This is a genomic window from Agrobacterium vitis (assembly GCF_013337045.2).
Taxonomy (GTDB): domain Bacteria; phylum Pseudomonadota; class Alphaproteobacteria; order Rhizobiales; family Rhizobiaceae; genus Allorhizobium; species Allorhizobium vitis_B.
The window spans coordinates 258268-283301 of the sequence record NZ_CP118259.1; the positions used below are offsets into that span (position 1 = coordinate 258268).

Annotated in this window: 26 protein-coding genes; all 26 read left to right on the forward strand. The window is 55.3% G+C overall.

Going from position 1 to position 25034, the window contains the following annotated elements:
• The 26 genes from flgC (at position 1) to flgD (ending at position 24989) form a co-directional block, all read left to right on the forward strand.
• Positions 1–438: a flagellar basal body rod protein FlgC gene (flgC, locus tag G6L01_RS01190; RefSeq protein WP_070163542.1), complete on the forward strand. Its 438-nt coding sequence runs from the start codon at positions 1–3 to the stop codon at positions 436–438.
• Positions 435–809, forward strand: a complete 375-nt coding sequence (gene fliE, locus G6L01_RS01195) for a flagellar hook-basal body complex protein FliE (protein ID WP_070163543.1) — start codon at positions 435–437, stop codon at positions 807–809. Before flgC ends, fliE begins: the two co-directional genes overlap by 4 nt.
• An 18-nt stretch (positions 810–827) precedes the next feature.
• On the forward strand, positions 828–1619 hold the full coding sequence (flgG, locus tag G6L01_RS01200) for a flagellar basal-body rod protein FlgG (RefSeq protein WP_070163544.1): 792 nt from the start codon (positions 828–830) through the stop codon (positions 1617–1619).
• A 17-nt stretch (positions 1620–1636) separates the two neighbouring features.
• Positions 1637–2116, forward strand: a complete 480-nt coding sequence (gene flgA / locus G6L01_RS01205) for a flagellar basal body P-ring formation chaperone FlgA (protein WP_070163545.1) — start codon at positions 1637–1639, stop codon at positions 2114–2116.
• Positions 2113–3228, forward strand: a complete 1116-nt coding sequence (locus tag G6L01_RS01210) for a flagellar basal body P-ring protein FlgI (protein WP_070163546.1) — start codon at positions 2113–2115, stop codon at positions 3226–3228. The genes flgA and G6L01_RS01210 overlap by 4 nt, the downstream gene beginning before the upstream one ends.
• Positions 3225–3794: a MotE family protein gene (locus G6L01_RS01215; protein ID WP_070163547.1), complete on the forward strand. Its 570-nt coding sequence runs from the start codon at positions 3225–3227 to the stop codon at positions 3792–3794. Before G6L01_RS01210 ends, G6L01_RS01215 begins: the two co-directional genes overlap by 4 nt.
• A gap of 23 nt (positions 3795–3817) precedes the next feature.
• Positions 3818–4504, forward strand: coding sequence for a flagellar basal body L-ring protein FlgH (gene flgH, locus G6L01_RS01220; protein ID WP_409050061.1), 687 nt, complete (start codon positions 3818–3820; stop codon positions 4502–4504).
• A gap of 165 nt (positions 4505–4669) precedes the next feature.
• Positions 4670–5188 (forward strand): flagellar basal body-associated FliL family protein, encoded by a 519-nt coding sequence (locus G6L01_RS01225; RefSeq protein WP_070163549.1) that lies wholly within the window; start codon positions 4670–4672, stop codon positions 5186–5188.
• Positions 5185–5922 carry a flagellar type III secretion system pore protein FliP gene (gene fliP / locus G6L01_RS01230; RefSeq protein ID WP_060716404.1) on the forward strand — a complete coding sequence of 246 codons (738 nt, stop codon included), beginning with the start codon at positions 5185–5187 and terminating at the stop codon, positions 5920–5922. The genes G6L01_RS01225 and fliP overlap by 4 nt, the downstream gene beginning before the upstream one ends.
• Positions 5923–6185: 263 nt before the next feature.
• On the forward strand, positions 6186–7145 hold the full coding sequence (locus G6L01_RS01235) for a flagellin N-terminal helical domain-containing protein (protein ID WP_070163550.1): 960 nt from the start codon (positions 6186–6188) through the stop codon (positions 7143–7145).
• A 286-nt stretch (positions 7146–7431) separates the two neighbouring features.
• Positions 7432–8391 (forward strand): flagellin N-terminal helical domain-containing protein, encoded by a 960-nt coding sequence (locus G6L01_RS01240; protein WP_070163551.1) that lies wholly within the window; start codon positions 7432–7434, stop codon positions 8389–8391.
• 388 nt (positions 8392–8779) lie between these two features.
• A complete protein-coding gene (locus tag G6L01_RS01245) occupies positions 8780–9739 on the forward strand; it encodes a flagellin N-terminal helical domain-containing protein (protein ID WP_071207229.1) in 960 nt (319 codons plus the stop codon).
• Between the two features lie 415 nt (positions 9740–10154).
• On the forward strand, positions 10155–11114 hold the full coding sequence (locus G6L01_RS01250) for a flagellin N-terminal helical domain-containing protein (RefSeq protein ID WP_070163552.1): 960 nt from the start codon (positions 10155–10157) through the stop codon (positions 11112–11114).
• 407 nt (positions 11115–11521) lie between these two features.
• Entirely contained in the window at positions 11522–12484 is a 963-nt protein-coding gene (locus G6L01_RS01255; RefSeq protein WP_070163553.1) for a flagellin N-terminal helical domain-containing protein, read from the forward strand.
• Between the two features lie 475 nt (positions 12485–12959).
• Positions 12960–13610, forward strand: a complete 651-nt coding sequence (locus G6L01_RS01260) for a flotillin family protein (protein WP_070163554.1) — start codon at positions 12960–12962, stop codon at positions 13608–13610.
• Positions 13607–14938: a MotB family protein gene (locus G6L01_RS01265; protein ID WP_070163555.1), complete on the forward strand. Its 1332-nt coding sequence runs from the start codon at positions 13607–13609 to the stop codon at positions 14936–14938. The genes G6L01_RS01260 and G6L01_RS01265 overlap by 4 nt, the downstream gene beginning before the upstream one ends.
• 4 nt (positions 14939–14942) lie before the next feature.
• Positions 14943–16400, forward strand: coding sequence for a chemotaxis protein MotC (motC, locus tag G6L01_RS01270; protein ID WP_070163556.1), 1458 nt, complete (start codon positions 14943–14945; stop codon positions 16398–16400).
• Positions 16397–18256, forward strand: coding sequence for a flagellar hook-length control protein FliK (fliK, locus tag G6L01_RS01275; protein WP_070163557.1), 1860 nt, complete (start codon positions 16397–16399; stop codon positions 18254–18256). The genes motC and fliK overlap by 4 nt, the downstream gene beginning before the upstream one ends.
• Complete coding sequence (locus tag G6L01_RS01280; protein WP_070163558.1) at positions 18222–18770, forward strand: transglycosylase SLT domain-containing protein; 549 nt, start codon at positions 18222–18224, stop codon at positions 18768–18770. The genes fliK and G6L01_RS01280 overlap by 35 nt, the downstream gene beginning before the upstream one ends.
• A 336-nt stretch (positions 18771–19106) precedes the next feature.
• A complete protein-coding gene (gene rem / locus G6L01_RS01285; protein ID WP_015914964.1) occupies positions 19107–19778 on the forward strand; it encodes a transcriptional activator Rem in 672 nt (223 codons plus the stop codon).
• Between the two features lie 130 nt (positions 19779–19908).
• A complete protein-coding gene (locus G6L01_RS01290; RefSeq protein ID WP_070163559.1) occupies positions 19909–21165 on the forward strand; it encodes a flagellar hook protein FlgE in 1257 nt (418 codons plus the stop codon).
• A gap of 24 nt (positions 21166–21189) precedes the next feature.
• On the forward strand, positions 21190–22644 hold the full coding sequence (gene flgK / locus G6L01_RS01295; protein ID WP_070163560.1) for a flagellar hook-associated protein FlgK: 1455 nt from the start codon (positions 21190–21192) through the stop codon (positions 22642–22644).
• Positions 22645–22647: 3 nt separating this feature from the next.
• A complete protein-coding gene (locus tag G6L01_RS01300; protein WP_070163561.1) occupies positions 22648–23715 on the forward strand; it encodes a flagellar hook-associated family protein in 1068 nt (355 codons plus the stop codon).
• 34 nt (positions 23716–23749) lie between these two features.
• A complete protein-coding gene (flaF, locus tag G6L01_RS01305) occupies positions 23750–24097 on the forward strand; it encodes a flagellar biosynthesis regulator FlaF (protein ID WP_060716418.1) in 348 nt (115 codons plus the stop codon).
• Positions 24094–24543: a flagellar biosynthesis repressor FlbT gene (flbT, locus tag G6L01_RS01310; RefSeq protein ID WP_070163562.1), complete on the forward strand. Its 450-nt coding sequence runs from the start codon at positions 24094–24096 to the stop codon at positions 24541–24543. Before flaF ends, flbT begins: the two co-directional genes overlap by 4 nt.
• Positions 24534–24989 (forward strand): flagellar hook assembly protein FlgD, encoded by a 456-nt coding sequence (flgD, locus tag G6L01_RS01315; RefSeq protein ID WP_070163563.1) that lies wholly within the window; start codon positions 24534–24536, stop codon positions 24987–24989. Before flbT ends, flgD begins: the two co-directional genes overlap by 10 nt.
• The last annotated feature ends 45 nt before the right edge of the window (positions 24990–25034 follow it).

The window sequence follows — 25034 nt, forward strand, 5'->3', positions numbered from 1 at the left end:
ATGGATTCCGTCACCGCGACAGATCCTCTCACCTCGGCCCTGAAAATTGCCGGCAGCGGACTGGATGTACAGTCCACCCGGCTCAGGATCGTTTCGGAAAATATTGCCAACGCCCAGAGCACCGGCGACACGCCCGGCGCCAATCCCTACCGTCGCAAGACGATCACCTTCGGGTCCGAAATGGACCGCGCCACAGGCACGGAAATCGTCAAGGTCAAGAAGCTTGGCTTCGACAAGTCGAAGTTCACGGAAGAATACGATCCCAGCAATCCGGCTGCCGATGCCAAGGGCTACGTGAAAATGCCGAACGTGAACGTGCTGATCGAGATGGCCGACATGCGCGAAGCCAACCGCACCTATGAAGCCAATCTTCAGTCCGTCAAGCAGACACGTGACCTGATTACCTCGACCCTCGACCTGCTGAAGAGCTCACAATGATTGATTCCATTAGCAAAGTTGGCTCTCTCGTTCCATCGGGCATGACAGAGGACACCGACGCAACAAGCACGGCCTCGCTCGGCGGCACACATTCGCTCTTCAGCACGCAGACGGGCGTCACGGCGCAGAATGCGACACCGGGTACCGCAACGGGCATGAGCTTCAGCGATGTCGTCGGCGGCGTGATGAACGATGCGATGCAGAACCTGAAGACCGCTGAAAGCAACTCCCTCGACGGTATGCTCGGCAAGGTCAGCACCCGCGAAGTGGTCGATTCCGTCATGTCGGCGCAGAAATCCCTGCAAACGGCGATTGCGCTGCGCGACAAGCTGGTTTCGGCCTTCCTCGACATTACAAAAATGCAGATTTAACCTCAGGGATAGCAGCACATGAGAGCTCTCGCAATTGCCTCCACCGGCATGAATGCCCAGCAGACCAACCTCGAGGTCATTTCCAACAACATCGCCAATATCAATACGACCGGTTTCAAGAAGTCGCGTGCTGAGTTTTCGGACCTTCTCTATCAAACCGAAAAGGCTGTGGGCGTCGCAAACCGCGCCAACCAGTCGACGGTGCCGGAAGGTGCCAATATCGGTCTTGGTGTGCAGACGGCAGCTGTGCGGACGATGAACGAGCAGGGCGAGTTGTCGGAGACCTCAAACGAACTGGACGTTGCCATCGTTGGACGCGGTTACATCCAGGTGCAGAGCCCTGACGGTGCCACCACGTTCTACACTCGTGCCGGCTCCCTTAACAAGGATTCCGACGGCAACCTGGTGACGACCGAAGGCTATAAGATCATTCCAAACATCACCATCCCGACGGATGCGACCGAAGTGAAGATCAGCGAATCCGGTGAGGTCTCGGTTTTGCAGGGCGATTCCTCCACCTATACAACACTGGGTCAGCTGGAAACGTCGGCTTTCGTCAATCCGGCTGGTTTGAAGGCTATCGGCGACAATCTGTTCCAGGAAACGGCTTCCTCCGGCAATCCGATCAACGGCGTGCCCGGCGATGCGGGCTATGGCTATCTGAAACAGGGTTATCTGGAGTCCTCCAATGTCGACTCGGTTACCGAAATCACCAGTCTGATTTCGGCCCAGCGCGCCTACGAGATGAATTCCAAGGTCATCACCACCGCCGACGAAATGGCGCAGATCGTCAGCAAAAACCTAAAGTAAACATCAAAGGGGCAAACATGATGTTTCGCCATATGAAGAGAATGTTCAGGTTGACCGGGGTGGCCGTTACGGTCTTGGTGGCTTTCGCCGCCGCCCCGTCAGCGGCGCGGGATCGTTATGCGATCGTTCCGACGGACACCATCTATCCAGGCGAAGCGATTTCGTCCAACAAACTGGATCGGGTTCAGGTGACCAATCCCAATCTTGTCGGCGGTTTTGCCTCTGAGATGACGGATGTGGTCGGCATGCTCTCATCCAAGACGCTGCTGCCCGGCCGTACGATCCCGTTGGCGACGCTGAAACGCCCCTATGCGGTGATCCGCGGATCGCAGCTGCGGCTGATCTTCAATATCGGCAATCTCACCATTTCTGCGTCGGGCAGCCCGATGGACGATGCCAATATCGGCGATGTCATCCGCGTCCGAAATCTCGATTCCGGCCAGATCGTCAGCGGAACGGTCATGGGCGATGGCACTGTGCAGGTGATGGCAAAATGAGTATCCGGGTTCTGCTTTTCTCGATTTTCACAGGTTTGCTTCTGGCGGTTGCCGGTCCCGCGCTGGCACAGGGCTCCCGTATCAAGGATGTCGCCTCCCTCCAGGCCGGTCGTGATAACCAGTTGATCGGTTACGGTCTCGTCGTTGGCTTGCAAAGCACCGGCGACAGTCTTCGTTCATCGCCCTTCACCGACCAGTCCATGCGCGCCATGCTCCAGAACCTGGGGATTTCCACCCAGGGCGGTCAGTCCTCGGCCAAGAATGTTGCTGCCGTCATGGTGACCGCCACTCTTCCACCCTTCGGTAGTCCTGGCAGTCGTATCGATGCCACGGTCAGTTCATTGGGGGATGCCACATCGCTGCGCGGCGGTACGCTGATCATGACCTCGCTTTCGGGCGCAGATGGCCAGATCTACGCAGTTGCGCAAGGGTCAGTGGTTGTTTCCGGCTTTACCGCCCAGGGTCAGGCGGCCACGGTGACCGAAGGCGTCACCACGTCCGGCCGTGTCCCGAATGGCGCGATCATCGAGCGCGAACTTCCGTCCAAATTCAAGGATTCGGTCAATCTCGTGCTGCAATTGCGCAATCCGGATTTTTCGACGTCGCTCGGCATGGCCCGGCGCATCAACAATTATGCCACCGCCACCTACGGCGCTCCGATTGCCGAGGCACGCGACAGCCAGGAAGTGGTGATCCAGAAACCGCGCACGGCGGATCTGGCACAATTGATGGCTGACATCGAAAATCTTGTGGTGGAGACCGATACACCGGCCAAGGTGGTGATCAATGAGCGCACAGGAACCATCGTCATCGGTGCCGACGTGCGTGTTTCCAAGGTTGCAGTCAGCTATGGCACGCTGACGGTGCAGGTCAACGAGACGCCACAGGTCATTCAACCGCAGCCCTTCGCCAGCGGCACGACGGCCACGCAGCCGCAGACGGATATTTCCGCGCAGAAAACCGGCGACAAAGTTGCCATTGTCGATGGACCCGACCTGCGCACACTGGTGGCCGGCCTGAATAATATCGGCGTGAAGCCGGACGGTATCATCGCCATTCTGCAGGGCATCAAGTCGGCAGGGGCACTTCAAGCGGAGCTTGTCCTGCAATGAGATCAACAGCCTTCTTCGCAAAATATGCCGGTCCAAGATATTCTGGTCTTGGCGCTTTAGCTCTGGCCTTTGCTGTTCTTGCCGTTTCGGCCCTGCCAGGCAGCGCCCAGCAGGCGGCTCCGGCGCGTGCTGCCAATACTGGCTCCACCGGCACGACCAGCGCTGATGACATCCAGCGTTTTTGCACCAACATCGCCGATCCGGCCCGCGACCAGCGGTATCTGTTGCAAAAGCAGGATCTGGAAAAACTCCAATCGGATGTCAATGACCGCATTGCCGTGCTTGAAGCGCGAAAGCGCGAATATCAGGACTGGCTGGCGCGACGAAACGATTTTCTGCAAAAGGCGGAAGCCGGCTTGACCGATGTCTACAAGAATATGAAGCCCGATGCTGCTGCGCCGCAGTTGGAAAAGGTCAATCCCCTTTTGGCCGCAGCGATCATCATGAAGCTTCCGGCCAAGCAATCCAGCTTGATTCTCAGCGAGATGGACCCCGAAAAAGCCGCGCTCGTCGCCGGCATCATGTCCAATGCAGCTGATCCTAATACCTCGAAGGAACCCACATGATAAAGCGTAGCGCTGTGGTTTTCATGGCCGTTATCCTCACCGGCTGTGGGAACAAGACATTGGAAGAAGTCGGCAATGCGCCGGCCATGAGCCCTGTGGGCAGCGGCTTGCGTTACAATCAGGCTCCGCAGCTTGCCAGCTATCCGAAACAGACCAAGGCTGTCAGCAACGGCTACTCCCTCTGGAACGACAGCCAGGCAGCGCTTTTCAAGGATTCACGCGCCATCAATGTCGGGGACCTGCTGACGGTTAATATCTCGATTGCCGACAAGGCGAAGTTCAAGAACGACACATCGCGCAGCCGCAAGAACTCGACATCGTTGACATGGTCCACGGTCATCAACCTGTTCGGCATCAAGCCGCCCGATTCGTCCGGTGACATGAGCACCGATTCGAATTCGAGTTCCGATGGCAAGGGATCGGTGGATCGGTCTGAAACGCTGACCTTGATGGTGGCGGCCGTGGTAACAAGTATTCTTGAAAACGGTAATCTGCTGATCAGCGGGTCCCAGGAAGTGCGCGTCAATCATGAAGTTCGCATCCTGAATGTCGCTGGTATCGTGCGACCGCAGGATGTCGATGCCAAGAACACCATTTCCTACGAGAAGATCGCAGAAGCCCGTATTTCCTATGGCGGCAAGGGACGTTTGACCGAAGTTCAGCAGCCGCCGGTTGGCCAGCAGGTCGTCGACATGTTCTCGCCGTTCTGACGACGTGACAAGATACTGCCTTTTACCAACGGCCTGTTTTTCTGGCCGTTGGTATGATGCGTTCCGGCTGATTGCGATTGGCCGGCGAAATATGCCGATTTGTTTTTTGCATGACCCTTCAGATCCAGGGCGATCGAAGGGCGATGCTGCAGGATGGAGACCACCATGGCAGATGTACCGGCGCTGGAAGGCCCTTCGAAAAAGGCTTCCCCCATTCTGCTGATTGCGGCACTGGCTGGACTGACCGTTGTGGGTGGCGGCGCAGGCTGGCTGGTCGGAACCATGATTGCGCCCAAGGTGAAGGTGGCCAAGGAAGAGCAGAAGGCCAGTGAGGAACACGGGGGCAAAAAGAAGGAAGGCGAAAAAGAAGACACCGGCCTGCCGAAATTGCCGGCGGAGGCCAATGGCATCGTCCAGCTTGACCCCGTCACTACCAACCTTGCCTATCCCTCTGAAAGCTGGGTCCGGCTGGAAGTGGCTCTGGTCTTCAAGGGGCCGGTCGATGCAAAACTGGCCGAGGATATCCATCAGGATCTGATGGCCTATATGCGCACGGTATCCCTGCAACAGATCGAAGGCCCGCGTGGTTTCGATTATTTGAAGGACGATCTGCGCGAGCGAGTTGACGTGCGGTCTGAAGGACGGGTATCGAAGCTTTTGTTTAGGACGTTTGTCATCGAATGATTCGAACCCTTATCTTGATCGCCGCGATGATAGCGGCCCCGGAACTGGCTCAGGCGCAGCAGCTTCCGTCAAACTTCCTGACAGCGCCGGTCGACGGATCCGTCGCGGCCTGGATTATCCGCACATTCGGTCTGCTGACTGTTCTTTCGGTTGCTCCCGGCATCCTGATCATGGTGACGAGCTTTCCGCGTTTCGTGATCGCTTTTTCCATTCTGCGTTCGGGCATGGGTCTATCCAGCACGCCGTCCAACATGATCCTGACCAGTCTTGCCCTGTTCATGACCTTTTATGTCATGACACCGGTTATGGACCAGGCCTGGCGCGACGGTGTGCGCCCGCTTCTGGACAACCAGATTACTGAAGCCGAGGCCGTGCCAAGGATTGCCGAGCCTTTCCGGGGCTTCATGTCGAACAATACCCGCGAAAAAGACCTTAGGCTGTTCATCGATCTGGCCAATGAGCGCGGGCAGACGGCGGTTGTTGAAGGCAAGGTCGATTACCGGGTATTGATCCCGGCTTTCATGCTGTCAGAGATCCGGCGCGGCTTTGAAATCGGCTTCCTGATCATCCTGCCTTTTCTGGTCATCGACATGATCGTCTCGACCATCACCATGGCCATGGGCATGATGATGTTGCCACCGACGTCGATTTCCCTGCCGTTCAAGATCCTGTTCTTCGTGCTTATCGATGGCTGGAACCTTCTGGTCGGCAGTTTGGTGCGCTCTTTTTCCTGAAGCCACATCGCCCCTGGAAATAGAGGGTTTATAAACCATAGAGCAGCGTGTTTGCCCATTGCGCCCCATCGTGGGCGTTTTTGGCGTTGTTCATGTTTCTTTAACCACTCCTGTTGAGCTAACCTTAAAGCCGTGCGTGGTTATGTGCTGATTAGAGGCGAGTTAAACAAACTCTAGTTAATTGACATGATGTCGATCGCTTCTGCCGGTATATAGTCCGGCATGTCCCTCTTTTGTATTGTGTAACCACAGGGACAGATCTGATGACAAGCATCATGACCAACAATTCGGCCATTTCGGCACTTTCCACTCTGCGCTCGATCAGCACGCAGATGGAGGACACGCAGAGCGCAATTTCGTCCGGCTACAAGGTCAAGGACGCCTCCGACAACGCGGCCTATTGGTCGATTGCCACAACCATGCGCTCCGACAACAAAGCGATGTCTGCGGTGCAGGACGCACTCGGCGTCGGTGCTGCCAAGACGGATACGGCCTATACCGGCATGGAAGCCGCTATCGATGTCGTCTCCGACATCAAGGCCAAGCTGGTTGCTGCCCGCGAACCAGGCGTGGACAAGGACAAGATCAACAAGGAACTGACCGAGCTGAAGAACCAGCTGGGTTCTGTTGCCAAGTCCGCGTCGTTCAATGGCGAGAACTGGCTGTATGACAACAGCGAAACCGCTGGCACGACCCAGGAAATGGTCGGCTCTTTCGTTCGTGGTTCCGATGGCAATGTGTCGATCAAGACGATCTCCTTTGATACGACCAACTCGATCCTGATCAATGACGAGGCGGCTGCTGGTGGTCTGCTGACCAAGGACACCCTTGCGACTTACGCCTATGGTACAACGACGACAACCGCTTCCTATTACCTGATTTCCTCAGTTGCAGGGGATGCGACCAGCAACGAAGTGACGCTGACCTCAACGACCAGCGACGACGAGATTGACGGCATGGTTGCCTCGGTCGATAAGATGTTGTCCAGCATGACGGATGCTGCCGCTACGATTGGTGCGACCAAGAGCCGGATCGAATCTCAGTCCAGCTTTGCGAAAGACCTCAGCGATACGATCGATGTCGGTATCGGCAAGCTCGTGGATGCGGACATGAACGAGGAATCGACAAAGCTGAAGGCGCTGCAGACGCAGCAGCAGCTTGGCATACAGGCGCTGTCAATTGCCAACTCCAGCACAGAGAATGTCTTGTCGCTCTTCCGTTAAAAGGCAATATAGATACATCAAGAGAAGAGGCCGGACTCCAAGTCCGGCCTTTTTTAATTTTCCGTTAAATTAATTATGTATTAACTAAGTAAAATTTGAATTGATTCATTTAAATTAACCGACAAATTCTTTATTAGGATATTTTTAACTATATTTGATTTAAAACAGGCTATCGAAATCGGCAGGTTAACCTGTTAATTGAATGTTAATCGCATGAGGCGAGCCGAATTTCACCGGGAATAGCCCGGAATGTCCCTTCCTATGTGTCATTCAAGGGGCAAGGCCTATGACGAGTATTATGACGAACACTGCTGCGATTTCAGCACTTTCCACGCTGCGGTCGATCAGCTCCGATATGGAGACCACCCAGAGCCGGATTTCCTCCGGTTATAAGGTCGAGAGCGCGTCTGACAACGCGGCCTATTGGTCGATTGCCACGACAATGCGTTCGGATAACAAGGCGCTTGGTGCTGTTGAGGACGCCATCGGCCTTGGTGCTGCCAAGACGGATACGGCCTCTACCGGCATGGAATCGGCGATCAGTGTCGTCTCCGACATCAAGGCCAAGCTGGTTGCTGCCCGCGAACCAGGCGTGGACAAGGAAAAGATCAACAAGGAACTCGCTGAGCTGAAGAACCAGCTGGGTTCTGTTGCCAAGTCCGCGTCGTTCAATGGCGAGAACTGGCTCTATGACAACAGCGATACCACTGGTACGACCCAGGAAATGGTCGGCTCTTTCGTTCGTGGTTCCGATGGCAATGTGTCGATCAAGACGATCTCCTTTGATACGACCAACTCGATCCTGATCAATGACGAGGCGGCTGCTGGTGGTTTGCTGACCAAGGACACCCTTGCGACTTACGCCTATGGTACAACGACGACAACCGCTTCCTATTACCTGATTTCCTCGGTTGCAGGGGATGCGACCAGCAACGAAGTGACGCTGACCTCAACGACCAGCGACGACGAGATTGACGGCATGGTTGCCTCGGTCGATAAGATGTTGTCCAGCATGACGGATGCTGCTGCCACCATCGGTGCGACGACTTCGCGTCTGAAGTTGCAGGATAGCTTCATCAAGGACCTGAGCGACACGATCGACACGGGTGTGGGCCGTCTGGTGGATGCGGACATGAACGAGGAATCGACCAAGCTGAAGGCGCTGCAGACGCAGCAGCAGCTTGGCATCCAGTCCCTGTCGATTGCCAACTCCAGCTCCGAGAATGTTATGTCGCTGTTCCGTTAAGGATCCAATTCCACAGCATGGACACTTTTATAGCCGGGTGATGAGCCCGGCTATTTTGTTTTCCTGATCCGCAATGTGCCGCTGTACGATTTTGGATTGCACCTGATTCCGATCAAACAGCCATATGAAGCCCTCGGCCATGGCCGTACTTTTGAATAGAATTCCGGTTGCTGGCTATCGTTAAACGAATCATCATTTCATAAAATTTTTTGAATAATTTTTTCTCGTGATTTAGCAAGAATTAACCTAACTCGTTTTAAATAGAAACATCAAAACGACGGATTAATCTCTTGTTTAAAAAGATTAATGGCATGAAGCGGAGCCGTCGTTCGCCGGGAAGGAGCCCGGGATGTCCCTTCCGTTTCCAGTTCCATAAGGGGCAACGCCTATGACAAGTATTATGACGAACACTGCTGCGATTTCAGCACTTTCCACGCTGCGGTCGATCAGCTCCGATATGGAGACCACCCAGAGCCGGATTTCCTCCGGTTATAAGGTCGAGAGCGCGTCTGACAACGCGGCCTATTGGTCGATTGCCACGACAATGCGTTCGGATAACAAGGCGCTTGGTGCTGTTGAGGACGCCATCGGCCTTGGTGCTGCCAAGACGGATACGGCCTATACCGGCATGGAAGCCGCTATCGATGTCGTCTCCGACATCAAGGCCAAGCTGGTTGCTGCCCGCGAACCAGGCGTGGACAAGGACAAGATCAACAAGGAGCTGACCGAGCTGAAGAACCAGCTGGGTTCTGTTGCCAAGTCCGCGTCGTTCAATGGCGAGAACTGGCTGTATGACAACAGCGAAACCGCTGGCACGACCCAGGAAATGGTCGGCTCTTTCGTTCGTGGTTCCGATGGCAATGTGTCGATCAAGACGATCTCCTTTGATACGACCAACTCGATCCTGATCAATGATGAGGCGGCTGCTGGTGGTCTGCTGACCAAGGACACCCTTGCGACTTACGCCTATGGTACAACGACGACAACCGCTTCCTATTACCTGATTTCCTCGGTTGCAGGGGATGCGACCAGCAACGAAGTGACGCTGACCTCAACGACCAGCGACGACGAGATTGACGGCATGGTTGCCTCGGTCGATAAGATGTTGTCCAGCATGACGGATGCTGCTGCCACCATCGGTGCGACGACTTCGCGTCTGAAGTTGCAGGATAGCTTCATCAAGGACCTGAGCGACACGATCGACACGGGTGTGGGCCGTCTGGTGGATGCGGACATGAACGAGGAATCGACCAAGCTGAAGGCGCTGCAGACGCAGCAGCAGCTTGGCATCCAGTCCCTGTCGATTGCCAACTCCAGCTCCGAAAACGTGCTGTCGCTGTTCCGTTAAGCCTAGGGACGTCGAGAATCACCAAATGCATAGCCGGGCGAAAGCCCGGCTATTTTTTTATCCTGTTAGCAAAAAGCACCTTGGGGGACGTCTTATCGATTATGCTGGTTCAGGGAATGACGAAGTTTCATTCATCGTGGGAATAATCCAAACTGTATTTCAAGTGATTGATAAATAAAGAAAATTAAATTTCCCTATGATGGGAATGGCAGGCGCAAGCCTGCACAGCTTCCTCGCTGTATGGTTAATATTTTTTCAAATTTATGTTTCGTTAACCATGCTGGTGTTTTCTGTGTTCACGAAAGCACTGGGCCGGACCAGCAGATAGAGATCCGGCGGGCATGAAGCCGACCAATGTTGCCGGTCTTAATCCGGCCTGTCCCTTTCCAAAGCAATCACCTCAAGGGGCACCTTTATGACGAGCTTGATGACAAATACCGCTGCGATTTCAGCACTTTCGACCCTGCGGTCGATCTCCGACGACATGAACTCGACACAGAACAGAGTTTCGTCCGGCTACAAGGTTGAAAATGCATCTGACAACGCGGCCTATTGGTCGATTGCCACAACCATGCGTTCGGATAACAAGGCGCTTGGTGCCGTTGAGGACGCCATCGGCCTTGGTGCTGCCAAGACGGATACGGCTTATACCGGCATGGAATCGGCGATCGATGTCGTTACCGACATCAAGGCCAAGCTGGTTGCTGCCCGCGAACCAGGCGTGGACAAGGAAAAGATCAACAAGGAATTGGTCGAGCTGAAGAACCAGCTGGGTTCTGTTGCCAAGTCCGCGTCGTTCAATGGCGAGAACTGGCTGTATGACAACAGCGAAACCACTGGCACGACCCAGGAAATGGTCGGCTCTTTCGTTCGTGGTTCCGATGGCAACGTGTCGATCAAGACGATCTCCTTTGATACGACCAACTCGATCCTGATCAATGACGAGGCGGCTGCTGGTGGTCTGCTGACCAAGGACACCCTTGCGACTTACGCCTATGGTACAACGACGACAACCGCTTCCTATTACCTGATTTCCTCGGTTGCAGGGGATGCGACCAGCAACGAAGTGACGCTGACCTCGTCCACCACGGACGACGAGATTGACGGCATGGTTGCCTCGGTCGATAAGATGCTCTCGAACATGACGGATGCTGCTGCCACCATCGGCGCGACGACTTCGCGTCTGAAGTTGCAGGATAGCTTCATCAAGGACCTGAGCGACACGATCGACACGGGTGTGGGCCGTTTGGTGGATGCGGACATGAACGAGGAATCGACAAAGCTGAAGGCGCTGCAGACGCAGCAGCAGCTTGGCATCCAGTCCCTGTCGATTGCCAACTCCAACTCCGAAAACGTGTTGTCGCTGTTCAAATAATACGGGGCTTGAAGGCGCTTACGCCTTTATTCTCAAAAAGTATAAAACTCCAAGCCGCAACAATGGCTTGGAGTTCTCAGAACGCCAGAGGCGACTGCCGTTGGGAGACCGAAAATGGTTCTTGCCCGATGTGTTGGACCCACGATGCTTATCAAAGCCGCAGCACCCGCTGCGGCTTTTTTCATGCGCGTTTTTCTTTGGTCTTGAAAAAATTAGGAATTCGTTTAGACCTATTAAAACTTTGATACCTGAGTTAACCATTTGTTAACTAATTCAGGGTTAATAATCTGTTAACAACGTTGGGTTGGCTACCAGGGCAAGAGCGTAGCCGACGTGCATGATGCAGACCAGCGTTGCCGGTGTCTTCCATAAATCCGGCATGTCCCTTCACCTTCATGGGGCACTCTATGACCAGCATTATGACCAATACCTCCGCTATGGCGGCTTTGCAGACCCTCCGTGGCATCGACCAGAACATGGAGACGACGCAGAATAGAATTTCGTCCGGTTACAAAGTCGACAGCGCCAAGGATAATGCCGCCTATTGGTCGATTGCGACCACGATGCGCTCGGATAACAAAGCGCTTTCCACGGTTCAGGATGCTCTGGGGCTTGCTGCTTCAAAAGCAGATACCGCTTATACTGGTCTGGATTCCAGTATTGACGTGCTCAGCTCCATCAAGTCCAAACTGGTTGCGGCGCGCGAACCGGGCGTGGACAAGGACAAGATCAACCAGGAAATCAACGAGCTGAAGAACCAGCTCGCCTCCATTGCCGAATCCGCTTCATTCTCCGGCGAAAACTGGTTGTATAACGAATCGACCAATCCTCCCACCACCAAGGAAATGGTCGCCTCCTTCAACCGCGCCAGCGATGGTACGGTGTCGGTTACCACATTGAAGTTCAACACGTCCGAATCGACCCTGATCGATACTCAGAATGCTGAAAACGGCATCCTGACACGGACCACGACTGCGACCTGGGCATACGGTACGACCACCACGACAGGCACCTATTACCTGCTGGACGCGGATTCGGTGACGCCTGCCACCGGCACCGAAATCACCCTGACCACCGACATGTCCAACGACGATCTCGATGGCATGATTTCGGCCGTCGACAAAATGCTTCAGGATCTGACCGATTCTGCTTCGACCTTGGGTGCGATCAGCAGCCGTATCGAATCCCAGGATACGTTCGTTAAAAACCTCAGCGATACGATCGACAAGGGCGTCGGACGTCTGGTGGATGCAGATATGAACGAGGAATCCACCAAGATCAAGGCACTGCAAACGCAGCAGCAACTTGGCATCCAGGCGCTGTCGATTGCCAATACCAATGCCGAAAACATCCTGACGCTCTTCAAGTAGTTTTTCGACAACGGGCCGGAGTTACAATTTTCGTTTTCTGCCGTGCCGCCGGTCATCGGCATCTGGTGGAATCGTTGGACCGCGCAACTGCCCTGGCGCGGTCCAACATATTTTCAGGAGATGCAGCCGATATAACTGCAAAATCCGCCGGGGCATTTTCGTCCTAAACCTGCCCAATTTCAGTAAATTATGCAGGGTGAGTGCCAATCGGCACGCCTGACCGCCTTGAGAAAATCCTCGCGCAAGTTTGGCCGCCTAGCTTCGACATCATGAAACAGGTGTTTGCGTTTGCCGTCATGCGGGAGATCGGGCCGCCTGTGACATCCTGCATGTCCTGAAAGGGTCCTGAAAATGATCCCGGGCATCAGGTTGATGATTTAAGCTTTGGGCCTTACCCGGCCGAAGGTATTGTGCGTCGATAACGCCATAGGCGCGGTCTCGACGATAAGGGCCGTAAGGTCCGGGAGAAAATGACATGACGATGCCGCTCGCTCATTATCTGAAGGATTTCTCTGCACCTCGGCCAGCGCCGATGGTGGCGGAGCCTGTGAGTTTCAACGATGACGCGTTGATGTTTCCGGATATGCCGATGCTTGAGCTCCCTCAGCCAGATCCGGTGGATGTGGAAAAAGAGCGGCAGGAAGCTTATGCGGAAGGCCAGGACGCGGCGGGCAAGGCGGCGGATGAACGTCACGCCGAAGCGCTCAGCATTCTCGAAAAAGCCCATGCCGACGCACTTCAGGAACTGACGGAAAAGCATCAGGCGGAGCTGGCGCGGGTGATTGCAGACGGGCTTCAGCAGATCGCCTCGGACCTGTCGCGCATTGTGGGTAGCCAGACGGTCGAGACATTGGCGCCCCTGCTATCGGATCTGCTTGTCGACAAGGCCCTGGAGGATATTTCCGGCCTGTTGAAGGCCGCTGTCCTGGAGGGAGCGGCAGGGCAGATTACCGTTACCGGACCTGCCGCGCTGTTCAAGCAACTTGCCGACCTCATGGAAGGTCAAGACCTGTTGCTTAAACATGTCGAGGCCGATGATCTTGACCTGACGGTCGACGTCGGTGGCGCGGCATTGGTCACCCGGATTTCCGCCTGGACGGCCAGTCTGAAGAAAGTTCTGGCATGAGCGACGCTGAAAATCACCACCACGGCAAGAACGAGATCATCGTTATCAAGCGGCATGGCGGCGGCGATCACGATGGCGCCCATGGCGGCGCCTGGAAGATTGCCTATGCCGACTTCATGACAGCGATGATGGCCTTCTTCCTGGTCATGTGGCTGGTCAATGCCGCCAATGAGAAGACGACCGCTTCGGTTGCCAGCTATTTCAATCCGATCAAGCTAGCCGATGAAAAGCCAACCGAGAAGGGCGTCAAAAAGCCGGTCGATCAGGCCGAAGGCGAGGAAAGCAAAGAACGCTCGAAAATCAAGGCCGAGGAAGAAACGCTCGGCAAGGCGGCGGCGACCGGCGAGGATATGACCTCGACCTCGGGTGATAAGCCAGTCTATTCGGAAGCGGACCTGTTCGAAAATCCCTATTCCGTCCTGGCCGAAATTGCCCAGGAAGTTGGTCAGCAAGCCAATGTCAGCGCCAAGGGTGAAGGCGGAGCCAGTGAATCCGGCCCGTCCACTGGCGCGTCGGGCGGTGAGGCTTACCGCGACCCGTTCGATCCGGATTTCTGGAGCCAGCAGATGCAGACGGCGCAGGGTACGCCGGGTAAAGCCAAGCCTGGCGAGCAGCAAACTGTGGCCGAGGCGGCAAAGCCTGATCCATTCGCGCAAAAACCGGTCGATCAGCAGGCTTCTGCGGCGGCGGCCGCAGCCGCACCGGATGGAGCGCAGGGCAATCCCCCATCGAAGTCTCAGCCTGAGGCAAAGCCGCAGGTCGAAATCGACGGTCAGCAGGTAGCCATTGCCGTTCCCAAGGCGCGTCCTGATCCCAAGCAGGTTGCCCGTGAAGAGCAGAATGCATCGGCCGATAGCGATCAGACACAGCAGGCGGAACAGCTTAAGCAGCAGATCGCCTCCGAAATCGGTGGTGTAGCGGGTAAATTGGCCGAGGGGTTGATTGTGCAGCCGGCTGAAGGTGGACTGCTGATAACACTGACCGACCAGTCCCAGGCCCCGATGTTCGATGTCGGCTCGGCCGTGCCTCGCAAGGAAATGGTGTTGGCGATGGAAAAGATCGGCAAGTTGTTGGCCGATCGCCAGGGTGCCGTGGTTATCAGGGGCCACACCGACGCACGCCAATATAAAGGCCCTGATAACGACAATTGGGGCCTCTCGATGTCACGCGCCCATTCGGCCTACTACATGCTGGTGCGCGGCGGGCTCGCACAAAACCGTATTACCCAGGTGTCCGGCTTTGCCGATCGCCGGCTGTTGAAGCCGGAGGACCCGTTGGCCGCTGCAAACCGGCGGATCGAAATCCTTGTTCAGGGAGACCAGAAGTAAGGTGATGACCGCGCGCAGATCCCTGGGTGCCAGATCTGGATTTTCCAGCTTCGCCTTCTATGGCGTGCTGCTGACCCTGGCTGTCGGCAGCCCTGTTGCCTGTGCGGGTCAGGCATATGCGGCAGGCCCAGCTCCAGCAAGCAACGCGCCGGGCCAGGCTCCTGCGACCGGTGCAACCGGGCCTGCCACCAGCGTTCCCGCAGGTGGCGGCGACAGTGATAACCTGCCGCCTTATCTGATGTTGCGCTCTTTGCAATTTGTACAGGACTCAGTCGTTCGCGGTGACCATTCGGCTGCGGACATGCAGCGTTTTCTTCTGACCCGGATCGACAAGCGGCTGCGGACTGCGGTGTCTTCGGATTTCGAAGACCCGCGCAATGTCGATGCGGCGCTGATCTACACGATGAGCGGGGGTAATCCGGCGACGCTGGATTATCTCGTTGCCCGCGACGTTGATGGTCATTTCGACAACCGCGTCAGCGATATGTTGAGAAAATACTTGAGTGGCAAAGGCGTGCTGGTGGCAAGCTCGCTTGGCGAGATGGTACCGCTCTATCAGAACGGTCGGGTCGGGCCTTATATCGCGTTGGTGGCTGGGAATGTCACCCTGGTGAAAGATCCGGCTGGGGCCCTTAAATTCTTCGATATCGCCCGCCTTGTGGCGCCAGGCACCATCGTTGAGGAAGCGGCCCTGCGGCGGTCCTTCCAGATCGCCATGGATACCGGCCAGAATGGTCGCGCCATGGCCTATGCCAATCGCTATGCCCGCCGCTTTCTCTATTCGCCCTATGCCAGTCAATTTGCCGATCTCCTGGTGCAATTGGTTGTCGATCATTTCGCGGAGCTGGATAAGAACGATATTCTGGCGACATTGGCGACCATGGACACGGATCGTCAACGCGAAGTCTATCTGCGCATTGCGCGCCGCGCGACGATCAATGGCAATCAGGCTTTGGCCAGTCTTGCCTCCAGTCAGGCACAAAGCCTGGCGGGCTTGCCAGATAAAAACGATCCTCAGGCGCTGCTTTATGGCGGCGCGGCGTTGATTTCGACCACTGACGTCAAAAACGCACTCAGCACCATCTCGCAATTGCCAAAAGATCAACTGTCAGCCTCCGATAACGCCTTGCTGGAAGCAGCCAGAGCTGTTGCTCAGGAGATCATCACCTTGCCAACCGCGCCGCAAAACCCATCGGCTTCGCCAAACACACCGCCTCCATCGGGGAACGAGTCTGCCCCAGGGGGTGCGGCCGATGTTTCCGATCAGCAGGACCCTGGCATGCCGGCCAATACCAAGGCCAACGCGCCACCGGTTACGGGCGTTGGCACGGCGCCGGTCAATCCGGCCTCGGCAGATGCAAAGCAAAAGCCTGATCCGGAATTCCAGACATTCATGAGCGGCGGCCGATCTAAGCTTGAAGAAATAGATAAAATGTTGAAGGGGGAGGGCGTAACGAAATGATCGATGCCACTATTACAGCAGGTTCTGCCGCTTCACCAGCCTATAGCAGCAGCCGTGCCGATCAAGGCAAGGGCGCGGGCAAGGGTTTTCTAGACGCTCTGGCCGATACGGCGGACCGTAGCCAAGCGCAGGAGCAGAAAGCAGACGACGATGATGCTCCTGTGGATCAGGACCAGACGCAGACCCGTTCGACTGCTGCTTTATCGTCATCGACCAAATCAACCACGTCCACAGCGACATCTGCTACAGCACATCAGGAACAGTCGGCCCAGGCGGAGCAGGGGAGTGTGGCTGATGATGAAGCCACTGGCGCCAGCGATGACGGCAAAGCATCGTCGCAAACCGTCGGCAATGCGCCGATAGCTGCTGGCGATTCCAAGGCTGCTGCACTGATTGCCAAGGCTTTGGCAAGCCAGACCAAGACTCAAACCCAAGCCCAAGCCCAAGCCCAAGCTGAGGGCCAGACACAAGGGCAAACAGAGACAGCGTCTTCCTCCGGGGAGAAGACTGATGAGAGCCGGATGCTCGCAAAGCTTGTTGCTGCCCTGACCCAGCAGGATGCGGCGGCGACTGAGGCTGCTAATGCAGGAGTAACTGCGGAGGAAGGGCTCGCCGCCGAGACTGAAGGCGCTGAAGGTGATACCGGTAAGATTGCCGTCAAGGGCCGGCAGGAAAACAGTGCACCTTTGCTTGCGGCCCTGGCAGCCCTGAAGCCGACAGCGACCGATGACGAGGCTGCTATGGCGGCGGCTACTCAGGCAGAAATACCAGGCGGCACGAAAACCCAGACCAAGGACAGTTCAAAGACGGCAAAGCCTGCCGCTGACGATACCAAAGACACTGCCGCAGCGCAAAATGCAGCGACGGGTGCGCAGGACGCCTTGACATTGTTGGGCGATTTGAGCGCCGGACAATTGCAGCAAGCTGCCCGCCAGGCAGGCAGCCAGGCAACAGCAGAGACCACGACCGGTAACGGAGATACGGCATTGACCGCTGTCGCCGGCCAGGTTGCGTCGCAGGATGGCAAGACGGCTAAGATCGGCCAGGGCACCCCAGAGATTGATTTTGCCAAGCAGGCCAAGTCCGGGCAGTCGGGACAGCAGGATGCCGTTTCACCGGCGACCAAGGAAACAGTCAAGGATAGCAGTGCTGCGGATGCGCTGCATCTGGTTACCAGCAGTGATGCCTCGGCGTCGCCTGCCGATGACACCGCGAGCCAGCCAGCAACGACAGGTATCGATCCATTGCAGAATGTCAGCGTGCTTGACAGCCGACGCATTATTGCCCCGGTCAACACAAGCAATGGCGCCAATATTGCCGCATCCATGGCTGGTGACAGTTCCTGGGCGCAGGCCATGCACAGTCATGCTTCCGATAAGCTTAGCGCCAGCGAACAGATCAGCACCGATCGAACGATGAACACGCTGAAATTGAAGATGACGCCGGAAAATCTGGGAAGCGTCACGGCGACATTGAAGCTGACAAATGGCGAATTGACGGTCAGCCTGGTTGTTGAAAATAGCGCGGCTTATCGAAAGTTGAACGAAGACCAGAACGGCCTTGTAGCGGCGCTGAAAAGCCATGGCTTCTCCGTTGACAACGTCCAGATCAGCATAGCCAGCACTGAAAAGCCCAATAATGACAACCAGACCAATTCCCAGAGCCAGAGCAGCAACCAGCAAAGCATGCAGCAGGGTGGCGGTAGTTCCAGCCAGGGCGGCAACCGCTCACAAGCGCAGCCGGTTTTTGATGTGTATGGACAGACATCCGGAGGTCCAGTCGATGACGCGGCACGTACTGCGACGGTGGGCACCGGCGGTAATGCTTCTGGCGGCAGCGGTCAGCTTTACCTGTAACGAAGGCCATGCTTCGGCTTCAGCGGGATTATGCGAGCGAGAAATAAGCAATGCTGCGGCCAAATATGGCATACCCGAAGGGATCCTCTATTCGGTCGGCCTAACGGAAACCGGACGCAAAGGGTCACTTCAGCCTTACGCTCTCAATGTCGAGGGCAAGGCGCTGTTCCCCGACTCCATGACAGATGCCATGCAAACCTTCGCGCTGGCCAAGCAGCAGGGCGCGAAATTGATCGATATTGGTTGCATGCAGATCAACCACTATTTCCATCACGAGAATTTCCACTCGCTGGAAGAGATGTTCGACCCGAAACGGAACGTCGAATACGCCGCAAAATTCCTGGTCGCGTTGCATGGAAGACACGAAACCTGGACAATGGCAGTTGCGCGCTATCATGCAGGTCCTAACAACGATCCAGCGCAAAAACGCTATGTTTGCAGGGTCATTGCCAACCTCGTTGCAACCGGATACGGCAACTGGACCGCGAATGCGCGGCAATTTTGTCAGCAATAACAACCTGGAACGTCTGAAATGATGGCTTCTCTGTCAGAGATCACAATGCCGTTCTGTCAGCAAAAACAATTTTTGGTTGATTGCCTGCCCTGATCTTGCCCACATTAGCATCGAATAATTTTTTCATGTGCGCGCGGCTTTGCAAGCGTTTTGTTAACCTTTTGAACAGAAAAATAGTATGTGTTCAACGGTGGTGACACAAGATGTAGGTCAAATCACCCCTAAAATCTTAATCAACTATTAATAACTATCATTAACTTTCTACAGTTGTCGTTTTAGCCCCCGATTCGTACCCATTGTTGTGTTGAAACACCACACTGATTCGGAGGCGGACGAATGATCGTAGTGGTTGATGAGCGCGAGCTCGTTAAGAATGGATACACGTCTTTATTTGGACGTGAAGGAATACCTTCGACCGGGTTTGACCCGATCGAATTTGGTGAATGGGTTGCCTCGGCAGCCGATAGCGATGTTGCAGCCGTGGAAGCGTTTCTGCTTGGTCAGGGAGATCGCACAGGCGATCTGCCTCGGGCCATCCGGGATCGTACGACGGCTCCTGTGATTGCGGTCAGTGACCAGCCATCGTTGGAAGCAACACTTGCCCTGTTTGACAGTGGCGTGGATGACGTGGTGCGCAAGCCGGTCCACCCTCGGGAAATCCTGGCGAGAGCTGCGGCCATTCGGCGGCGCCTGAAGGCTGTGGCCAACTATACCGAAATCGGCGCGATCCGCGTCTATTCGGATGGCCGCGATCCCGAGATCGGTGGAGAGATTTTCCCCTTGCCGCGCCGCGAGCGCCGCATTCTGGAATATCTAGTCGCCAATCGCGGTCGGCGGGTGTCCAAGTCTCAGATCTTCAATGCGATCTACGGCATCTTCGACGAGGAAGTCGAAGAGAACGTGGTCGAAAGCCATATCAGCAAGCTGCGCAAGAAACTGCGCAAGAAGCTTGGTGTCGATCCTGTCGATTCCAAGCGGTTTCTTGGATATTGTATTGATTGGAAATAACAATCTGGCGGCCATGCCGCCAGATTCTCAGGGCCTTGCAGCCAAATGTGCTCTTAAGCGTTTTTTCAAACAGCTTCACGCAAGGCCCACTTCATAATCTTCTCACACGACGATCGAATGGGGACGTGGTATGAGCCTTTCAGGCAGCATGAATACAGCCGTATCCGGTTTGCAGGCCCAGGCCAGCAAGCTGAGCACGGTCGGCGACAACGTCGCAAACTCGGATACGACAGGCTACAAGCGGGTATCAACCGCATTTTCCAGCCTGGTTGTCGGTTCCTCGGGCAGTGGAACCTATAATTCCGGCGGCGTGCAAACGACCACGGTCAACAGCATTTCCGAGGAAGGCTCTTATCAGTCGAGCACGTCGGAAACCGATCTGGCGATCAAGGGCGATGGCTATTTCGTCGTTCAGGACGAAGCGGGCAGCGTTTTCCTAACGCGAGCTGGCGATTTCCAGGCCGACGAGAATGGGTATATGGTCAATTCGGCCGGCTACACCCTGCTGGGCTATTCCTACGAAAATGGCGAGCCGGCCTCTGTTATCAACGGTTTTGAAGGTCTCGAACCCGTCAAGATTCAGGACAGCAGCATTTCGGCCAATGCTACGACCAATGCAGTGATCGACGGTAACCTGAAGTCCGGTTCTGATACCGTGACCAGCGATCTGCCCTCCAGCAACAGCGCCAGCGCCACATGGACCTTCAAGAGTTCCATGGTGGCCTATGACAGCCTTGGCAATGCCAACCAGTATGACATCTACTATACCAAGACCGCCGACAACGAATGGCAGGCGGATATCTTCCGCACCAGCGAGGCAACTGACGAGACCAATTTCCCCTATACCAATGGTGTTCTCGGCAGCACGACCCTGACCTTCGATTCCGATGGGGCGGTCTCCAGCGGCGGGACATTTACCTTTACCGACAGCACGACCAGTTCGCCTCAGACGATCGAGGTGGATATGTCGGACATGACCCAGTTGAACAGCGCCAATTCCTCGACTGGCGACGTCGATGGCAATGGCGCCAGCGCGGCATCCTCCGTCACGGTCAACAGCAGCGGCAATATCGTTGCGACCTATCAGGATGGCTCGACCGCCAATCTTTACAAGGTGGCGCTGGCCACGGTTGCCAGCCCCGACAATATGAAATCGGTAAACGGTACGGCCTATCAGGTCACGGCCGATGCTGGCACGGTCGTGGTTGGCTTTGCCAATACAGGCAGCTTCGGCAGCATTAATTCCAAGACGCTTGAAAGTTCCAATGTCGATCTCGCGACGGAACTGACCAACATGATCCAGTCCCAACGCAGCTATAGCGCCAATTCCAAGGTGTTCCAGACTGCGGCGGATATGCTGGATACGCTGATCAGTCTGAAGCGGTAATCCTATTCTTTTAAAGGCAGTGTCATGTCTCTTTCGTCAACGATGAATACGGCGACAACTTCTCTCGGCAATACCGGCGTCCAGTCGCAGGCTCTGTCGAAGAATATTGCCAACTCCCAGACGGAAGGTTACGTCAAGCGTGACGCTGCCACTATTTCGACCAGCACCGGAGGAGCGCAGGTCGTTACGACCCGCTCCGAGGATGCTGTCTTGCAAAAGCAGATGCTTTCAGGGCAGTCCCAGGCGGAAGGGCAGGATACGCTCAATACCGGTCTGGACCAGTTGAAGGCACTTCTCGGCGGTAACGACTACGAATCGTCACCGTCGACCTATATCAACAAGCTGCGGGATGCGATGCAATCCTATGCCGCGCAGCCCAGCGAATTGTCCCTGGCGGAAACGGCGGTCAGCGCCGCCCAGGATGTCGCCACCTCGATTAACAATACGGCCGAGGGCATCAGTAACGTCCGGGCCCAGGCCGACGACGCCATCAAGGACGATGTCAACAAGCTCAACGATCTTCTGTCGCAGTTTGAAACCGTCAATCAGTCTGTGGTCAAGGCGACGGCGACAGGGAACGATCCCAACGACGCCCTCGACCAGCGCGACAAACTCGTCTCGGATATCTCGAAGATTGTCGGTGTATCGTCGGTCAAGCGCGATAACAACGACATGGCGCTCTACACCAATGATGGCACCGTGTTGTTCGACAAGCAGCCGAGAACGGTGACATTCGACTCGACCGGCGCTTACGGTGCTTCGACCGAGGGCAACTCGGTCTATATCGATGGCGTTCCCGTCAAGGCTGGTACGGGTGGAAACACCACGGCGGAAGGATCGATTGCCGCCAATCTACAGATCCGCGATTCGATTGCGCCGCAGATGCAGCAGCAGTTGGACGAGACCTCACGGTCGCTGATCAAGATGTTTTCGGAAACGGAAGAATCGACTAAAGACAATGACATGCCGGGCCTCTTCACATGGGAAGAGGGAACGACGCCGGAAGATGGAACGCTTGTTTCCGGGATTTCGGAATCATTCAAGGTCAACAGCGCTTACGTGACCGCGGAAGATGGTGATCCGACGCTTTTGCGCGATGGCGGCGCCAATGGCTCGAATTACACCTGGAATACAACGGAAGGTGTCAGTTATTCGGAATTGCTCGACGACCTTGTCACAGGTTTCGAAGATGAAAGAGACTTCGATTCATCGGCAGGTCTCGGTGACACCTCCAATGTCCTCGACTATGCCTCGAACTCCGTCGGCTGGCTCGAAAGCTATCGTTCGACGGCTGATTCAGCCAATGAAACCAAATCCGCCTTGTCGCAGCGGGCCACGGAAGCCTATCAGAACAAGACCGGCGTCAATCTCGATGAAGAACTGTCGAAGATGCTTGATATCGAGCAATCCTACAAGGCTTCGACCAAGCTGATGAACGCTGTCGATGAGATGCTGAAATCCCTCTTGGAGATCGCATAAGCCATGAAGACATCGAGCATATCCAGTCTTACCATCCAGAACGCCATGCGTCTCACGATCAGTGATGCGCAAAAGCAGATGACGGATGCTCAGACAGAAGTGACGACCGGCAAATACGCAGATGTCGGAACAGAACTTGGCGCCAAGACCTCTTCAGCCGTGGATCTCAATCGGGATTCTCTGCGCTTGCAGTCACTGATGGACACCAATTCCATCGTCTCGACCCGTCTTGATGCATCTCAGACGGCGTTGGATACGATTGCATCGGCAGCAACAACAATGCAATCGACGCTGGTTGGTCTTGGTACCAGCACTGACAGTACGACCCTGGACTCCGCGCAAAAGACCATGAAAAGCGCAATGGACAGCTTCATTGACGCCGCAAATACCTCTGTGAACGGTGAATATCTGTTTTCTGGCATCAATACCGACGTGAAGCCGATCACCGATTACTACTATATCGATGACGACGATAATGAAACGGACGCCAAGCAGAATTTCGACAATCTGTTTTCCGGATATTTCGGCATGTCGCCTGACGATGATGGCGTCAGTGGCATCAGCGCTGACCAGATGGACGATTTCATGGAGAACGTCCTTGAGCCATCCTTTGACGGGGCGGACTGGACGGACAACTGGTCGGCGGCCACCGATGAGACAATGACGAGCCGGATCAGCAAAAACGAAGTTATTCAAAGCTCATCCAGCGCCAACTCCGATGGCTTTCGCTATACGGGCCTTGTTTCGGTGATCGGCAGCGAAATGCTGAATGGCAATTACTCGACCGAAACCCGCAATGCGATGATCTCCAAGGCGATCGAATATTCCGGTCTTGCCGTTTCCGGCATCAATGACGAGCGCACACAATTGGGCCTTTCCCAGGAACGGGTCACCAATGCAAACGATTCTTTAACGTCCCAGAAGGACATTATTGAAAACCAATTAAACGATTTGACCGGTGTGGATGCCTATGAAGCATCGACCCGTTTGAACAACCTGCAATCTTTGGTCGAGACGTCATACACCTTGACCGCACGCTTGCAGAAGCTCAGCCTTGTGGATTACCTTTGATGATCAAGGGTGGGGTGGAGTAGAGGAAATCTAGATGTACCAGTTTTCCTACAATGAGATTATGGAGGATGGGGTTGCCGACGCTAAGGAGCGTGAGCGCCAGGTTCTCGACAGATCGATAGACTTGCTGAGCCAGGCCAGGACTGCCGGAAAATACGGTCGTGAAGGCATTGAGGCTCTTTACTACACGCGCCGCGTCTGGATCCGCTTCATTGAGGATCTCAAGCAGCCGGACAACCAGCTTGGCACGGAACTTCGAGCCAATCTCATTTCAATTGCCCTTTGGATATTGAAGGAATGTGACCGCATCAGAAAGCGGGAATCCGACAATTACCAAGGCATAATCGATGTAACCACCATCATCAGGGATGGACTTAAATGAAGAGCACCTTGCGAATCTCGCTGAAATCCGGGGAACGAATCTTTATCAATGGTGCCGTTTTGCGCGTCGATCGGAAGGTTGCCCTCGAATTCTTGAACGATGTGACCTTTCTGCTGGAAAACCATGTGCTCCAGCCGGAAGACGCCAATACCCCGCTACGCCAGCTCTATTTCATCGCCCAGATGATTCTCATCAATCCGGAAGGCAAGGAACAGACGCTGACCATGTTCCGCAAGTCGATCGTGATGTTGCTCTCCTGCTTCCATGATGACGAGATCCTGGCTGAATTGAAGCGGATCGACGCCCAGGTGGTATCAGGGCGCGCCTTCGATGCGTTGAAGGCCATTCGCGGTCTTTATCCGCTCGAGGATAGAATCCTGAACAACCAGGAAATGGCACCGGCAACCATCGAACAGATCCGCAAGGAGATCGCACCATGGCGGTAGAAGCAACGAGCTCTGCGACGTCTACGAGTTCCTCGTCTTCTTCGAGCTCGGCGACTTATACCAATCCGTTCGCCAACGCATCCGCCAACTCGGACGCGGCAGACGCATCCATGGACTATAACAGCTTCCTTCAGCTTCTGATCGCGCAGTTGCAGAACCAGGACCCGACGGATCCGATGTCTGCCACGGAGCAGGTATCTCAGCTTGCAACTTATTCGCAGGTCGAGCAATCCATCAAGACCAATACCTTGCTGCGCAGCATGTTGCAGGCGGAAGCCTTGACACGGGCCGGTGATATTGTCGGCAAGACGGTGACAAGCTCGGACGGCGAAACGACGGGTGTTGTCTCCAACGTCAAGGTCGCCGACGACGCCGTAACACTCACCACCAGCAGCGGTGGCACAGTAGAGCTTCAGACCGGCGTCAACTTCTCAAGCGGCTCCTGATCGGTCATTTCCATTTCGGCGTAACCGGTCGAGATGGAAAATGCA

Excerpts from the sequence above, each read along its gene's own strand:
- G6L01_RS01290 (WP_070163559.1), top strand. The coding sequence starts at position 19,909 with ATGAGCCTTTCAGGCAGCATGAATACAGCCGTATCCGGTTTGCAGGCC.
- flaF (WP_060716418.1), top strand. The coding sequence starts at position 23,750 with ATGTACCAGTTTTCCTACAATGAGATTATGGAGGATGGGGTTGCCGAC.
- flgK (WP_070163560.1), top strand. The coding sequence starts at position 21,190 with ATGTCTCTTTCGTCAACGATGAATACGGCGACAACTTCTCTCGGCAAT.
- G6L01_RS01225 (WP_070163549.1), top strand. The coding sequence starts at position 4,670 with ATGGCAGATGTACCGGCGCTGGAAGGCCCTTCGAAAAAGGCTTCCCCC.
- G6L01_RS01235 (WP_070163550.1), top strand. The coding sequence starts at position 6,186 with ATGACAAGCATCATGACCAACAATTCGGCCATTTCGGCACTTTCCACT.
- fliK (WP_070163557.1), top strand. The coding sequence starts at position 16,397 with ATGATCGATGCCACTATTACAGCAGGTTCTGCCGCTTCACCAGCCTAT.
- flgC (WP_070163542.1), top strand. The coding sequence starts at position 1 with ATGGATTCCGTCACCGCGACAGATCCTCTCACCTCGGCCCTGAAAATT.
- flgG (WP_070163544.1), top strand. The coding sequence starts at position 828 with ATGAGAGCTCTCGCAATTGCCTCCACCGGCATGAATGCCCAGCAGACC.
- fliP (WP_060716404.1), top strand. The coding sequence starts at position 5,185 with ATGATTCGAACCCTTATCTTGATCGCCGCGATGATAGCGGCCCCGGAA.
- flgA (WP_070163545.1), top strand. The coding sequence starts at position 1,637 with ATGATGTTTCGCCATATGAAGAGAATGTTCAGGTTGACCGGGGTGGCC.
- G6L01_RS01240 (WP_070163551.1), top strand. The coding sequence starts at position 7,432 with ATGACGAGTATTATGACGAACACTGCTGCGATTTCAGCACTTTCCACG.
- G6L01_RS01245 (WP_071207229.1), top strand. The coding sequence starts at position 8,780 with ATGACAAGTATTATGACGAACACTGCTGCGATTTCAGCACTTTCCACG.
- G6L01_RS01300 (WP_070163561.1), top strand. The coding sequence starts at position 22,648 with ATGAAGACATCGAGCATATCCAGTCTTACCATCCAGAACGCCATGCGT.
- G6L01_RS01265 (WP_070163555.1), top strand. The coding sequence starts at position 13,607 with ATGAGCGACGCTGAAAATCACCACCACGGCAAGAACGAGATCATCGTT.
- G6L01_RS01260 (WP_070163554.1), top strand. The coding sequence starts at position 12,960 with ATGACGATGCCGCTCGCTCATTATCTGAAGGATTTCTCTGCACCTCGG.
- G6L01_RS01250 (WP_070163552.1), top strand. The coding sequence starts at position 10,155 with ATGACGAGCTTGATGACAAATACCGCTGCGATTTCAGCACTTTCGACC.
- rem (WP_015914964.1), top strand. The coding sequence starts at position 19,107 with ATGATCGTAGTGGTTGATGAGCGCGAGCTCGTTAAGAATGGATACACG.
- flbT (WP_070163562.1), top strand. The coding sequence starts at position 24,094 with ATGAAGAGCACCTTGCGAATCTCGCTGAAATCCGGGGAACGAATCTTT.
- G6L01_RS01215 (WP_070163547.1), top strand. The coding sequence starts at position 3,225 with ATGAGATCAACAGCCTTCTTCGCAAAATATGCCGGTCCAAGATATTCT.
- flgD (WP_070163563.1), top strand. The coding sequence starts at position 24,534 with ATGGCGGTAGAAGCAACGAGCTCTGCGACGTCTACGAGTTCCTCGTCT.
- G6L01_RS01255 (WP_070163553.1), top strand. The coding sequence starts at position 11,522 with ATGACCAGCATTATGACCAATACCTCCGCTATGGCGGCTTTGCAGACC.
- fliE (WP_070163543.1), top strand. The coding sequence starts at position 435 with ATGATTGATTCCATTAGCAAAGTTGGCTCTCTCGTTCCATCGGGCATG.
- flgH (WP_409050061.1), top strand. The coding sequence starts at position 3,818 with ATGGCCGTTATCCTCACCGGCTGTGGGAACAAGACATTGGAAGAAGTC.
- G6L01_RS01280 (WP_070163558.1), top strand. The coding sequence starts at position 18,222 with ATGCTTCTGGCGGCAGCGGTCAGCTTTACCTGTAACGAAGGCCATGCT.
- motC (WP_070163556.1), top strand. The coding sequence starts at position 14,943 with ATGACCGCGCGCAGATCCCTGGGTGCCAGATCTGGATTTTCCAGCTTC.
- G6L01_RS01210 (WP_070163546.1), top strand. The coding sequence starts at position 2,113 with ATGAGTATCCGGGTTCTGCTTTTCTCGATTTTCACAGGTTTGCTTCTG.